This window comes from Pseudomonas sp. RIT-PI-o (genome assembly GCF_001297215.1).
GTDB classification, from domain to species: Bacteria; Pseudomonadota; Gammaproteobacteria; order Pseudomonadales; family Pseudomonadaceae; genus Aquipseudomonas; species Aquipseudomonas moraviensis_A.
On sequence record NZ_LHPA01000011.1, the window covers coordinates 162,533 to 176,821 of the forward strand.

Sequence of the window (14,289 nt, forward strand, 5' to 3'; positions counted from 1 at the left end):
GATTGACGGCCATCGCCGCCCATGCTCTCCTACACACCTTGTTACGGGTGCCCTTCACAGGGTGAAACGGGAAACCGGTGAATCATGTGCTTTACTCAAAGCCCATGTCAGTCCGGTGCTGCCCCCGCAACGGTAAGCGAGCGAAGCGTCAGATCCACTGTGCCCCGGCATGGGAAGGTGATGCTTGCAGGTCGGCCTGGTGCCAACCCCTCGTGAGCCCGGAGACCGGCCCGCAACACCCAGCGCGCACCAGTGCCGCTGACCACAAACAAACCCGCGGTGGGCGGGCGCTGTTCGAAATCCCCGCGTGCCCGGCTCGCAGGGATTTTCATGCGCTCGATTCACCCGCTGACATTTCAGAGGGAAGCGCTATGTCGATCATCAGCAATACCGTCAGCCACACTGACCACATCTCCAGCACAGCCACTTTGGGCCAACGCGTGGCTGCCGCCCTCTTCGCCTCGATCCTCGGTGCCAGCCTGGTCTGGTTCGCCGGTTTCTCGCACATCGAAGCGGTGCACAACGCCGCTCACGATACCCGCCACAGCGCCGCGTTCCCGTGCCACTGAGGTCTGCCGAGATGATCAAGCGTATCGCGCAAACCGCAGGCTTCACCGGCTTGCTGGCCGCCCTGCTGCTGACCCTGCTGCAAAGTTTCTGGGTATCGCCATTGATTCTTCAGGCCGAAACCTTCGAGAAATCCGAACCGGTCGCCGAAGTCCACGAGCACGCCGCTGGCACCGCTGCCCACAGCCATGATGCCGAAGCCTGGGAACCGGAAAACGGCTGGCAACGCGTGGTCTCGACCACTGGCGGTAATCTGGTGGTGGCGGTGGGTTTCGCCCTGATGCTCGCCGGCCTGTACACCCTGCGCGCGCCGACCAGGACTTCGCAAGGTCTGCTCTGGGGTCTGGCCGGTTACGCCACGTTCGTTCTCGCACCGACCCTGGGCCTGCCACCGGAGTTGCCGGGTACCGCAGCTGCCGATCTGGCTTCGCGGCAGATCTGGTGGATCGGCACTGCCGCTTCGACCGCGGTCGGTCTGGCTCTGCTCGCCTTCAGCCGCCATTGGCTGATGAAGATCCTCGGTGTGGCGATTCTTGCCGTGCCCCATGTGATCGGCGCACCGCAACCGCAAGTGCATGCCATGCTCGCGCCCGAAGCACTGGAAACCCAGTTCAAAATCGCTTCGCAGCTGACCAACATAGCGTTCTGGCTGGCCCTGGGCCTGATCAGTGCGTGGTTGTTCCGCCGCAAAAGCGCAGGCCATTATCAGGCATGACCGATGACCGCGCCGCGCAGCCGCTGGTTGTCGGTTTTGGCTGCCAGCGCGGCTGCCCGGCCAGTACGCTGCGCGCGCTGCTCGATCAGGCGTTGCAGGCGCATCGCATTGAACTGCGAGCCATCAGGGCGTTGGCCAGTATCGATCTGAAGCGCGACGAACCGGGTCTGCTGGAGCTGGCCACCCAGTTGAATCTGCCGTTGCAGTACTTCAGCAGTGCCGAACTGGCCGTTTACCAGCCGCGTCTCAGCCATCATTCGCAGATCGCTTTCGAGCGCACCGGTTGCTACGGCGTCGCCGAAAGCGCTGCGCTGGCCCTGGCCGAGCAGCTGATTCAGGCGCCGGCAAAACTGCTGATCTCCCGGCAGAAATATGCCCAGGCCACGCTGGCATTGGCCGGTGCGGGGTAAAATCCGGATAATTCCCGCCATCGATCATGAGCACACTTCATTTGAAGTGCGGCTGCGCTTCTCATCAAGGATTCAACGATGACCGTCTACTTCATCGGCGCCGGCCCCGGCGACCCGGAACTCATCACCGTCAAAGGCCAACGCCTGATTCGCAATTGCCCGGTGATCATCTACGCCGGTTCACTGGTGCCGACGGCAGTGCTGGAAGGTCACCAGGCCGAAACCGTGGTCAACAGCGCTGAACTGCATCTGGAACAGATCATCGATTTGATCAGGGCCGCCCATGCCAAAGGTCAGGATGTCGCGCGTGTGCATTCGGGTGATCCGAGTCTGTATGGGGCGATTGGCGAGCAGATCCGTTATTTGCGTGAGTTGCAGATTCCTTTCGAGATAATCCCTGGTGTCACCGCCACAGCGGCCTGCGCAGCGCTGCTGGGCGCCGAGTTGACCCTGCCGGACATCTCGCAAAGCGTGATCCTCACTCGCTATGCCGACAAGACGGCGATGCCGGCCGGCGAAGAACTGGCGAGCCTGGCGCAGCATGGTGCGACCATGGCGATTCATCTGGGGGTCAATCATCTGGAGAAGATACTGGTCGAACTGCTGCCGCATTACGGCACGGATTGTCCGATTGCAGTGATTCATCGGGCGACGTGGCCGGATCAGGACTGGGTGGTTGGCACGCTGGCGGACATTGCCGGGAAGGTCGAGGCCAAGGGGTTTCGGCGTACGGCGCTGATTCTGGTCGGGCGAGTGTTGGGCAGTGAGGTGTTCAGCGAGTCTTCGTTGTATCGCGCCGGGCATGCGCATCTGTACAGACCCTGAAAACAAGTGTGGCGAGGGCGCTTGCTCCCGCTGGATCGCGGAGCGACCCCAGCCTCAGACAACCCATTCATCACGGGTAAATGCGTCGCCTGAGTTGTGACTGCTACGCAGTCAAGCGGGAGCAAGCTCCCTCGCCACAGTGCCGTTTCAGTACACAGCGAACGCCTTAGTAGTAGGCGTTTTCTTTCTGCGTGTGGTCGGTCACGTCACGTACGCCCTTGAGTTCCGGAATGCGCTCGAGCAAGGTGCGCTCGATGCCTTCCTTCAGGGTCACGTCAGCCTGGCCGCAGCCCTGGCAGCCGCCACCGAACTGCAACACGGCGATGCCGTCCTCGACCACATCGATCAGGCTGACCTGACCTCCGTGGCTGGCCAGCCCCGGGTTGATCTCGGTTTGCAGGTAATAGTTGATGCGCTCGTTGACCGGGCTGTCGGCGTTGACCATCGGTACTTTGGCGTTCGGCGCCTTGATGGTCAGCTGGCCGCCCATGCGGTCGGTCGCGTAATCGACGACCGCGTCGTCAAGAAACGCTTCGCTGAAGGAATCGATGTACGCGGTGAAGCTTTTCAGCCCCAGCGCCGTATCTTCAGGCTTCTCTTCGCCCGGCTTGCAGTACGCAATGCAGGTTTCGGCGTACTGAGTGCCAGGCTGGGTGATGAAAACGCGGATGCCGATGCCCGGGGTGTTCTGCTTGGAGAGCAGATCGGCCAGATAATCATGGGCGGCGTCGGTAATGGTAATAGCGGTCATAAAAACTCCTCGCAGGCTTGGGCGCAGTTTACGCCAAATGACGCGGCTGACAAAGTCCTAGTATTTTTGTCGGAAAACGCCGGATTCGTCATTCCGCCCAGCGCCTCGTGGCATCGTCAGGCCCGCTTGCGCGCGCGGGCGGCCACGTAAACAAATGGATACTGAAACAGGCACAAGGCATATATATGTATGCCTCGGGGATTTTTTCGGCCGATATATTCACCGCCTTCGTTTACTTGCAAGTTCCATTGCACTTATTTCAAAGGCGCTCAATGAATACATCGTTATCAGGGTTCTATAGCCGAACGCCACCGCGCAGACTGCAGGATCTCAACCACCTGATCAGCTACCTGCACACCCTCGTTGGTGAGCATTTCAACAGTGACCCACGCGACCTTTACTATCACCCTCCTGCCAGTTCTGCGCTGGGGCGCGAATGCCGGGAAGCATTTCGGGTTTTGAACAAGCTGGAAAAGGATGAAGACTTTATCAGGCATATTTCAACGCCGGGCGGCGTCGATAAATCGCCTCTAGGCAATGACTTCCTATACGACCTTGTATCGTTCCACTTGAGCTCCGCCAAAACGCCAGCGCCCTCCCCCCCGGAAGTTTTCAGCATAGCCGGTCACTCAGTGATTCTCAGAGAGGTCCCGGTCTACTGGTCTATCGACGTCGATGTCTTGCTGGATATTCACCGTAAAGTCGGCAACGGCGTCAAAAGTGACGGCTCGGTCAGGCTCGATCTGGTGCTTGCCTACTACTCGCTGCAACCGCAGCGGCCCGCCACCAGCGCCGACTGGCAGCGCCTTCTGCACAATCTGGTTGACCATCGCGCACTGTGGCTGCTTGGACATGACGGGCACGTCAGTGACATTGAGCACCTGTTGGGCGCTGCGGGTGATCAAGCGATCATGCGCATTGTTCGCCAGATTGAAGTGCAAACATCCCGTTCGCTGTTGGCAAACCTGCTGCCGGAAAAACTCAATGACAAATTGGAGAAGTTGGCCAACACCACCCCCGTCGCTCTCCTGGAAACCGCTCTGGGTTCTGCAAAGAACCTGCAACTGGCTCAACGCATTGCCAACGAACTGGACTGGTACGGTGCAGGCGACAACCAGCAGTGCCCCCCTGGCGTGTTGAAAAAACTGTTGTGGCGAGCGCTCTGGTTAACGGTAAAACCCGACGCTCACAGTAATTATCGAAACGAGTTGCAGATCCTTATCGAAACCGGCAGCCGCTACGCTTGCATACGGCAATCGCTGGTCGAGCATTTCCAACGAACGCTTGGCGTCAATCAAACCACCGCCTTACTGGCAGTCGCGATTTTCAGAAGCAATATCGCCAGCGAAGCCTGGGTCGAGGACATTCCCGAGGAGCTTCCCTACGGCACTTCCAGCACCTGGGCCAATTTCAAGAGCGGCTTTATTCTGGCCGAAACGATTGCCCCCGGGTCATCCCGGCATATGACGTTCGAACAACTGCTCAACCTGCCAGCCGAGCATTATCAGGCGCATGCCGATGATGTTGAGCAGCAGCGGCTGGTAACGGCAGCCAAAGCGCGTTCTGCGCTGGATTGGGCAGTGGAAACGGGACTGCTGGGAATTCGTCATGCGCCGTACTCGCTGAGTGAAGTCGAGCTGGCAGTGCAGACACTCGAGCAGCACGAACGCGACATGGTCAGTGCAATGCAAAACCTCGCGTCCAGACCCCCGAGCCGCTTTCGTTACGACACCGACGCGGCATTCGACGAGGCCTTCCGCAACTGGCTGGATACTCCGCGAGCCGCCTACGCGACGCTCATCAGAACATTGCTGAGCCAGTACCTGCCGGCGTGCGGCACCGATCTTGAGCGCGACGAAGTGGTCGTTTACTCGTTAAGGCTGCCCCTGCATGACACCCAGGTGGAGCATGAGAACCGGACGAACACCGACGCCGTTCGTGCGCGCTCGGGGTTTATTTTGCGCACGCTCAACCCTGCCTACCCGACCGACCCACGTTACATTGAAGTCTTCCCGTTCGCAGGCGTTGTGCGCCTGCGCAAAGAGATGAAGTCGCTGCAAGTGGGCGGTGAGATTGTCGTCGAGAAGGTCGGGTCAAGCAGCCGGACCAGCCGAGGCGCCTTCAGAAAAGGCACTGAATTGCCCTTCGACTGGGAAGCCTACCGCGATGGCTCGAAACCCAGGGAAAACCAGCAAGCGGTATTGATCGTGGAACAGTTCGGCGAGACGTTCGAGGCTGTTGCAATCGAACAGCGAACCCCGGACGTTGCGGCGCGGACGCTGCCCTTTGCCGCGAACAACCTGACGTCGGCGCGAGCTGAAAAACTGGCCGCGATGATCGCCAGAGAACTGTTCTTCAAGGATGAGTCAGCGTTACTGGAACAGACCCGTAAAGCGACGCGCAGCATGGACATCGGTCGGGACTTTATCGAGGACATGACCTTCTGGGGAAAAATGTTCGTGCCGTTCTGGGGTTCCATCGACGACCTGACATCGGGTGATCCTCGACGCATCGAGTCTGGCGGCCTGGGCCTGTTTACCGATGTGGTGTCTTTCGGTTTGCCCGTCGGCAAGTACATTGCGGGCTGTACCCGTCTGTTGAGCGGCGCTGGCAGAATCGGTCTGCGCCTCGCGTTGCCAAGGCTCTCCACCCTGACACGAACGTTGCTTGTTTCTACGCTGCGGGAGCTCAATCCTCTGGAGAGCGTTATTGCCCTGCTCAGACTGGGTCGCTTTGCTCTCGGCAAACTGAGTAGCGCGACCTTGCGACACGTGCGGATGGGCATCGCACACCTGCGCGACGGCACCATTGCTGCGCGCCATCTCAGTCCGGTCGATCCTGCGACCTGGGTGCCCCATCGAGCCGGCGACCAATTGTGCACCGTGGAAGGCATCGCCGATATTCCCATGCGCAATGTCGGCACCGCCGCAGCGCCCGACTTTCGCCTGATCGACCCTGTCTCCCATCAAGCGTTCGGCCCGCGCTACCGGCCACCCGTCACGGTGATCAGCAACAGCAACCCCCTGATACGTCGATACGCGGTAGAACCGCACTGGATTCAAGGGCTGAAAGCGGACTCGCGCGGCATATTCTTTCGTGCGGACTATAACCAGAAATTCATCTGCAACATCGACGAGCGCGGCACCATTGCCGTCTACCAGATCAGGGACAACTCCTACGGGTTTATCGCAGAAACAGCGCAGACCGGGGAAAACAGCTTTTCTGTGGTGTTGGTCAACCCGAAAACCAACCGCGACCTGTCGATCAACCTGTCGTCGGTGAAACCCGGGCATTGGTACACAAAGGAAATCAGGGTGGCTGGTGGCGCGCCCGATCAGCCGAACGCGGTAACAGCCTTGCACCTGGAAAAGTGGTCGCAGTTCAGCGAAGTGATGCTGGACATCGCCATAAAAGCTTTTGCGAAGAAGCACGGTCTGGATCGGGCGGCGTTTCAGCAGTTCGTCCACACCCAGGGCCAGTTGAAACCCCTTGGCCAACAACTGCTGGACCAGGCCGGCACGGCTCGCACGGCCATTTCCTTCGACAATCTTGAGCAATGGCGGACGCTGTCGCAGGACAGTCGCAACCGCCTGACCCGCGAAGGATTCGCTGCCGAGCACAACCTGGACCCTCAGGATTTCCTCGCCCATGTCAACATGGATGGCAGCTTCAGGGCGCCGGGCACCGTGTTGGCAACCTATGCAAACCACCAGGCCTTCACCCCGCTGACCCCAGAGCATCTTCAGCAATGGCGGGCGCGCTACGACGTGACACGGTCGGCCAGCACAATGAACGCGTTTGTCGCTGAGAACAATTTGAACCCCGTGCTCTGGGCAACCTTCGTCAACGACGCCGGGCAACTGAGAAGTGCCGTAGCGGAAACCTTGCAAAGGCTTGCAGCGACGGATTCGGAGGTCTTGCTCGCGCGTAAATCACTGCCCCCGGGCACCGCGAAAAAATCGGCTGTCAGGCATTCACCTGAACCCTCGACTGCGCACAGCGACGGGCCATCCTCGCCATCCACGGCAGGCCCTTCCAAGCGTGCTCGACTGGACATTGCCGCCACCCTGCCACAGGACCTGACACCTTCGCTCGGGCACCAGATCAACAACAACGCGCCCATTCTGCAGGATCCGACGGATGTGCGAACAAGCCTGACGCGCAAGCTGGAAGGCGATATCGAACATATCGCGATCACTGAGGCCAACCGGCTCTTTGCGCACTTCCAGGGCGCCAGACTCAAGGAGATGACCCGGCGCATCACCGAGGATATCCACGAGTGGATCGCCGACGAAGGTCGGCACCATGCGAGGCTGACTCAACTTTTCGAGATCAGGAGGCCGACCGAAGGTCCCGAGCGCGGTTTATCGGTGTTCGCCAGGGTCGATATCGAACCTTATGAAGTGCTTGGCCCTTACATCGGCAAACTGCACCGCACCGGCAAATCCCTGCGCGCGGAGATACTTGAAAAATCCACAGAGAAAGTCAGTACCTATCTGTACGAAACGGCAACCAAGAACGCCACCCTGAGCGGGCACGGCAACAGCAACGTGCTGAGCCTGATCAACGCCATCAACGTCCCCGGCCAGACCAATATCGGCGTGGAGAACGTCGGTTCGATCTGCGTCGGCAAGTACATGGTGTTCTTTGTCGCGTGGGAAAAAATCCCGGCGGGTGGCGAGCTGTTTCTCGATTACGGCGCCAGTTACTGGAAACATCTGAAACCTTGACCGCCCCGGCTTATCAGGTTTTCAGCCGCTTCGGTGGTGCACAGAGGAATACGTGCACCACCGACAGAAGACAGATGAACGCTGCTCACACAGCATCTGCCCACGGCCGATCAAAGATTTTCGTAGCGGTTCATGTCCAGTACACCCTCTTCCACCGGGTCGGTTTCGTGGATGTACTGGCTCAAATCGTGGAAATACTCCCAGAACTGCGGATGACTGCGGCGAATGCCCCAGCGCTCAACGATTTTCTCGAACCGGTTCGCGTCCTTGGCGTTTTCCATGGCATCGACAAACGCCGGAACCTGCGCGGCCGGCACATTGAACATGAAGTTCGGGTAACTGGTGAGTACGCCGGGATAGATCGTCAGGGTGTCGAGCCCTGGCTGATAGCGCCGCGACTCACCGAGCAAAAACGCCACGTTGCTGTGCGCCCGGTTGCGCAGCAGGCTGTAGACCTCGCGCTTGCCACTGGCCGTCTCAACACGCAGCATGGTCGCTTCGGGCAACTGATCGATGACTTTCAGCCCGGCTGCCGGGCGCGAGGCCAGACGGCTCAAGGCCTGCTCTGCGTTCTGCAACGCCGGATCGATATTTGGCCGTGAGCAATAAGCACCGTCGCAGCGGTTGATCGGATCCGGCCGCGCATTCAGATCGCCGTAGCGCGTCAGCAACTGCAAGGCGAAATCACGTTTCGGATCTTTTTCGTCGAGTTTCAGCGCAGTCGGTTTGTCGTCGTCGATCGCCTCATAATCGAGCCACATCTTGAACTGGCCGCCATCCTGGTACCAATCATTGAGGTAGTCCTCGCGAGAATCGGCGGGCATCAGGCGCAGAAAATTCTGCTCGGCACCGTTGCGGATCAGGTCGAAATACAGGCGGGTCTGCGCTTGATGGGAGACGTTGCCGAACACGTCGAAATTGACCGCGAGCTGGTAGTAGGTGCGCTCCAGCAGCGGATAGTCGAACAGCCACATCGTCTGCGGCACCTCGCCGATCAAACCCTTGGTTACCGACGCGCTGTCAAAGTGGCGGAAGATGCTTAACAGGGCATTGTCGTTGCCGGCCCACAGCGTCGACCAGCTCGGCGCCGGCAGATCGGCGTAGCTATCGCGGCGCAGGGCTTCGTATTCGTTGCGCTTGTCGCGGTAGTCGCGCCACAGGCTCAGCACGCTGCCGACGTCGTCGTTCTGCCCCGGCATCGCCAGCAGCGGCGTGGCCTGGCCGCGGTAATTCGGGTCGGTGATATAGAGGTCATGTTCCGGCGCCTGGAACAGCGCCCAGAAGTTGTCGCGGATCACATCGGTCGCGATCTGCCCGCGGCACACCGGCCCGCGAATGAAAGTACGGACGAAGTATTCGGCGTTATCGAGCATGAACTGATAGCGCGCCTGGGCTGGAATCGCTTCGAACGTGACGAACGGATTGGCGCGGCTCTGTGGCCCGTAGCCCGGCAGCGCGTTGACCTGCCAGTTACCGTTGTAGAACAGGCTTTTGATGCGGGCCATTTTCGCCGCGCTCAGCGGGTAGGTGATGTGCGTCTTGTGCACGATCACCCCCTGCACCGGCCACAAGCGGTAATACACCCGCGTGCCTGGGTCGTCGTTGGGGCGGCGGGTGGCGATCAGGTCGATCGGCTGCCCGCTCGGTGTACGCGAACGCACCCACTGGAAATAATGCCCCGGCTCGCCATCCTTGAAATAAATGTGCGCCAGGTACCAGTGCTCGAACAGCCAGCGCCCGACCAGACTCTGCCGGGCACCGGGGGCGTTAAGCAGGTTTTCCCATTGGGCGATCTGCATCGCTTCTTTCGCGCTCGGCGCCAGGCTCTGCTCGTCGATCGGTGCGCCAGACGCCAGCCAGCGCTGCAAGGTCTGGTACTGCTGATCGGTCAGGCCGGTGACGGCCAGCGGCATGCCTTCTTTCGGGTGCGCCCCGGCATAAGCGTCAAATTCGCCAGGCATCGCGCAGAGATTGTTGCGGTTGAGCCCCAGGACGATGTCCTCGGGCAGCCTGGCGTTCGGCGTCAGTGGCGTCTTGTGGCCGAGTTCGAGCATGCGCGCCATCAGCGCGGCCTGGCTGCCCTGGGCGTCGAGCACCGAATAGAAGTCTTTCTGCTGCCAGGCGCGCTTGCCGAAGGCGTCATAGAACAGTCGCGTTGTCGGTGCGGCCTGGGTGCGTTCGCCGTCGTATACCGGCATCTTGCTCGCGCCACGCGCGGCGCCTTCGCCACTGCCGAGATTGAGCTGGCACGCCGAGTCGTAACAGGCATGGCACGCCACGCACTTCTCGGTGAAGATCGGTTGGATATCCCTGCTGTAGGAAATCGAAGGCGGCATCGCGGGATCTTGCGCCGCGACGCTCCCGCTCAGGACCAGCAACAATAAACTGATGACGCGGTACGGCATGCTGCTGATCCCGATGGTAAAAAAAGGCTGCGATTCTACCGTTATGACGCTCGTACCAACATGAGCGATATTCATGCAAAAGCCGCACGTGCTCTAAAAGCGCACAGGTTTGCTATGATCCCGCTCCTTCGTAATGGTCTTTTCGAGTAGTCCACATGTCCGATCGCAGCGTCCGCCTTCAAGCTCTCAAGCAAGCCCTCAAAGAGCGCATCCTGATTCTCGACGGCGGGATGGGCACGATGATCCAGAGCTACAAGCTCGAAGAGCAGGATTATCGCGGCAAGCGCTTCGCCGACTGGCCGAGTGACGTCAAGGGCAACAACGACTTGCTGGTGATCACTCGTCCGGACGTGATCGGCGGCATCGAAAAAGCCTATCTGGACGCCGGCGCCGACATTCTCGAAACCAACACCTTCAACGCCACGCGCATTTCCATGGCCGATTACGGCATGGAAGAGCTGGCATACGAGTTAAACGTAGAAGGCGCACGTCTGGCGCGCAAGATTGCCGACGCCAAGACCGCCGAAAATCCGGCCAGGCCGCGCTTCGTCGCCGGTGTGCTCGGCCCGACCAGCCGCACCTGCTCGCTGTCGCCCGACGTCAACAACCCCGGCTACCGCAACGTGACCTTCGACGAGCTGGTAGAAAACTACACCGAAGCCACCAAGGGCCTGATCGAGGGCGGCGCCGACCTGATCCTGATCGAGACGATCTTCGACACCCTCAACGCCAAAGCGGCGATCTTCGCCGTGCAAGGTGTGTTCGAAGAACTGCACATCGAACTGCCGATCATGATTTCCGGCACGATCACCGACGCCTCCGGCCGCACCCTGTCCGGCCAGACCACCGAAGCGTTCTGGAACTCGGTGGCCCACGCCAAGCCGATTTCCGTGGGGCTGAACTGCGCCCTTGGTGCCAGCGAACTGCGCCCATACCTGGAAGAGCTGTCGAACAAGGCCAGCACCCACGTTTCCGCGCACCCGAACGCCGGCCTGCCGAATGAATTCGGCGAGTACGACGAACTGCCATCGCAAACCGCCAAAGTCATCGAAGAGTTCGCCCAGAGCGGTTTCCTCAACATCGTCGGCGGCTGCTGCGGCACCACGCCGGGGCACATCGAAGCCATCGCGAACGCCGTGGCCGGTTATGCACCGCGACAGATTCCGGACATTCCCAAAGCCTGCCGCCTCTCGGGCCTGGAGCCGTTCACCATCGATCGCAGCTCGCTGTTCGTCAACGTCGGCGAGCGCACCAACATTACCGGTTCGGCAAAGTTCGCCCGGCTGATTCGTGAAGACAACTACACCGAAGCCCTCGAAGTCGCTCTGCAGCAGGTCGAGGCCGGCGCGCAGATCATCGACATCAACATGGACGAGGGCATGCTCGATTCGAAGAAGGCCATGGTCACCTTCCTCAATCTGATCGCCGGCGAACCGGACATCTCGCGTGTGCCGATCATGATCGACTCGTCGAAATGGGAAGTCATCGAAGCCGGCCTCAAGTGCATTCAGGGCAAGGGCATCGTCAACTCGATCAGCATGAAAGAAGGCGTCGAGCAGTTCATCCATCACGCCCGACTGTGCAAGCGCTACGGTGCTGCAGTGGTGGTGATGGCCTTCGACGAAGCCGGTCAGGCCGACACCGAAGCGCGCAAGAAAGAGATCTGCAAACGCTCCTACGACATTCTGGTCAATGAAGTCGGCTTCCCGCCGGAAGACATCATCTTCGACCCGAACATCTTCGCCGTCGCCACCGGCATCGAAGAGCACAACAACTACGCCGTCGACTTCATCAATGCCTGCGCCTACATCCGCGACGAGCTGCCGTATGCGCTGAGCTCCGGCGGTGTGTCCAACGTGTCGTTCTCGTTCCGTGGCAACAACCCGGTGCGTGAGGCGATTCACTCGGTGTTCCTGCTCTACGCGATCCGCGCCGGCCTGACCATGGGCATCGTCAACGCCGGTCAGCTGGAGATCTACGATCAGATCCCGGTGGAGCTGCGCGACGCTGTCGAGGACGTGATCCTCAACCGCACCCCGGACGGCACCGACGCCCTCCTCGCCATTGCCGACAAGTACAAGGGCGACGGCAGCGTCAAGGAAGCCGAGACCGAAGAGTGGCGCAACTGGGACGTCAACAAGCGTCTGGAACACGCGCTGGTCAAGGGCATCACCACGCACATCGTCGAAGACACCGAAGAGTCCCGACAGTCGTTTGCGCGGCCGATCGAAGTGATCGAAGGCCCGTTGATGTCCGGCATGAACATCGTCGGCGACCTGTTCGGCGCCGGCAAAATGTTCCTCCCGCAAGTGGTCAAATCCGCCCGCGTCATGAAGCAGGCCGTGGCGCACTTGATTCCGTTCATCGAACTGGAAAAAGGTGACAAACCGGAAGCCAAGGGCAAGATCCTCATGGCCACGGTGAAAGGCGATGTGCACGACATCGGCAAGAACATCGTTGGCGTGGTGCTCGGCTGCAACGGCTATGACATCGTCGACCTCGGCGTGATGGTCCCGGCCGAGAAGATCCTGCAGGTCGCCAGGGAACAGAAATGCGACATCATCGGCCTCTCCGGCCTGATCACCCCGTCGCTGGATGAAATGGTTCACGTTGCCCGCGAAATGCAGCGCCAGGATTTCCATCTGCCGCTGATGATCGGCGGCGCGACCACCTCCAAGGCGCACACGGCGGTGAAGATCGAGCCGAAGTACAGCAACGATGCCGTGGTCTATGTGACCGACGCCTCGCGCGCCGTGGGTGTGGCGACGCAGTTGCTGTCCAAGGAATTGAAAGCCGGTTTCGTCGAGAAAACCCGTCTGGAATACATCGACGTGCGCGAGCGCACGTCCAATCGCAGCGCCCGCACCGAACGCCTGAGCTATGCCGCCGCGATCGCCAAGAAGCCGCAATTCGACTGGGCCGGTTATCAGCCCGTGAAACCGACCTTCACCGGCAGCAAGGTGCTCGACAATATCGATTTGAAGGTGCTGGCCGAATACATCGACTGGACACCGTTTTTCATCTCCTGGGACCTGGCCGGCAAATTCCCGCGCATCCTCGAGGACGAAGTGGTCGGTGAAGCCGCCACCGCGCTGTACAAGGACGCCCGGGAAATGCTCACCAAGCTGATCGACGAAAAGCTGATCAGCGCCCGCGCGGTATTCGGTTTCTGGCCGGCCAATCAGGTCAACGAAGACGATATCGAGCTGTACGACGATAACGGCAAGCCGTTGGCCAGGCTGCATCACCTGCGTCAGCAGATCATCAAGACCGACGGCAAACCGAACTTCTGCCTCGCCGACTTCGTTGCGCCGAAAGACAGCGAAGTCACCGATTACGTCGGCGGTTTCATTACCACTGCCGGCATCGGCGCCGAAGAAGTGGCCAAGGCCTATCAGGACGCTGGCGACGACTACAACTCGATCATGGTCAAGGCCCTCGCCGACCGCTTGGCCGAGGCCTGCGCGGAATGGCTGCACCAGCAGGTGCGCAAAGAGCACTGGGGTTATGCCAAGGACGAAACCCTCGATAACGATGCGCTGATCAAAGAGCAATACCGTGGCATCCGCCCCGCTCCCGGCTACCCGGCCTGCCCGGATCACACCGAGAAAGCCGCGCTGTTCACCCTGCTGGACCCGGAAGCGGCCGAAATGCGTGCCGGGCGCAGTGGCGTGTTCCTCACCGAGCACTACGCGATGTTCCCCGCTGCTGCGGTCAGTGGCTGGTACTTCGCCCATCCGCAGGCGCAGTACTTTGCCGTGGGCAAGATCGACAAGGACCAGGTGCAGAGCTACACCGCGCGCAAAGGTCAGGACCTGAGCGTGACCGAGCGCTGGCTGGCGCCGAATCTGGGTTACGACAGCTGAGATGCATGAGGCCCGACAGC

At 60.3% G+C, this 14,289-nt stretch carries 8 protein-coding genes and 1 riboswitch; of the genes, 6 read left to right on the forward strand and 2 right to left on the reverse strand.

Annotation, left to right across the window (positions count from 1 at the left end):
* The first annotated feature begins 28 nt into the window (after positions 1-28).
* Positions 29-248: riboswitch (cobalamin riboswitch) on the forward strand.
* 123 nt (positions 249-371) lie between these two features.
* The 4 genes from AEQ63_RS03415 to cobM all read left to right on the forward strand — a co-directional run bounded on the left by AEQ63_RS03415 (position 372) and on the right by cobM (position 2,517).
* Positions 372-569 carry a CbtB domain-containing protein gene (locus AEQ63_RS03415; RefSeq protein WP_064361781.1) on the forward strand — a complete coding sequence of 66 codons (198 nt, stop codon included), beginning with the start codon at positions 372-374 and terminating at the stop codon, positions 567-569.
* Positions 570-580: 11 nt separating this feature from the next.
* Positions 581-1,282, forward strand: coding sequence for a CbtA family protein (locus tag AEQ63_RS03420; RefSeq protein ID WP_064361782.1), 702 nt, complete (start codon positions 581-583; stop codon positions 1,280-1,282).
* The gene (locus AEQ63_RS03425) at positions 1,279-1,692 is read left to right on the forward strand and encodes a cobalamin biosynthesis protein (protein WP_064361783.1); all 414 of its coding nucleotides are present in this window, start codon (positions 1,279-1,281) and stop codon (positions 1,690-1,692) included. The genes AEQ63_RS03420 and AEQ63_RS03425 overlap by 4 nt, the downstream gene beginning before the upstream one ends.
* Before the next feature lie 78 nt (positions 1,693-1,770).
* On the forward strand, positions 1,771-2,517 hold the full coding sequence (gene cobM, locus AEQ63_RS03430; protein WP_064361784.1) for a precorrin-4 C(11)-methyltransferase: 747 nt from the start codon (positions 1,771-1,773) through the stop codon (positions 2,515-2,517).
* 166 nt (positions 2,518-2,683) lie between these two features.
* Here the strand turns inward: cobM and nfuA are convergent, their stop codons facing one another.
* Positions 2,684-3,268 carry a Fe-S biogenesis protein NfuA gene (gene nfuA / locus AEQ63_RS03435; protein ID WP_003225494.1) on the reverse strand — a complete coding sequence of 195 codons (585 nt, stop codon included), beginning with the start codon at positions 3,266-3,268 and terminating at the stop codon, positions 2,684-2,686.
* Between the two features lie 272 nt (positions 3,269-3,540).
* Here nfuA and AEQ63_RS03440 point away from each other — a divergent pair, with 272 nt between their 5' ends.
* Positions 3,541-7,998: an SET domain-containing protein gene (locus AEQ63_RS03440; RefSeq protein ID WP_064361785.1), complete on the forward strand. Its 4,458-nt coding sequence runs from the start codon at positions 3,541-3,543 to the stop codon at positions 7,996-7,998.
* Positions 7,999-8,108: 110 nt separating this feature from the next.
* Here the strand turns inward: AEQ63_RS03440 and AEQ63_RS03445 are convergent, their stop codons facing one another.
* Complete coding sequence (locus AEQ63_RS03445; protein WP_064361786.1) at positions 8,109-10,403, reverse strand: fatty acid cis/trans isomerase; 2,295 nt, start codon at positions 10,401-10,403, stop codon at positions 8,109-8,111.
* A 155-nt stretch (positions 10,404-10,558) separates the two neighbouring features.
* Here AEQ63_RS03445 and metH point away from each other — a divergent pair, with 155 nt between their 5' ends.
* On the forward strand, positions 10,559-14,269 hold the full coding sequence (metH, locus tag AEQ63_RS03450) for a methionine synthase (RefSeq protein WP_064361787.1): 3,711 nt from the start codon (positions 10,559-10,561) through the stop codon (positions 14,267-14,269).
* The last annotated feature ends 20 nt before the right edge of the window (positions 14,270-14,289 follow it).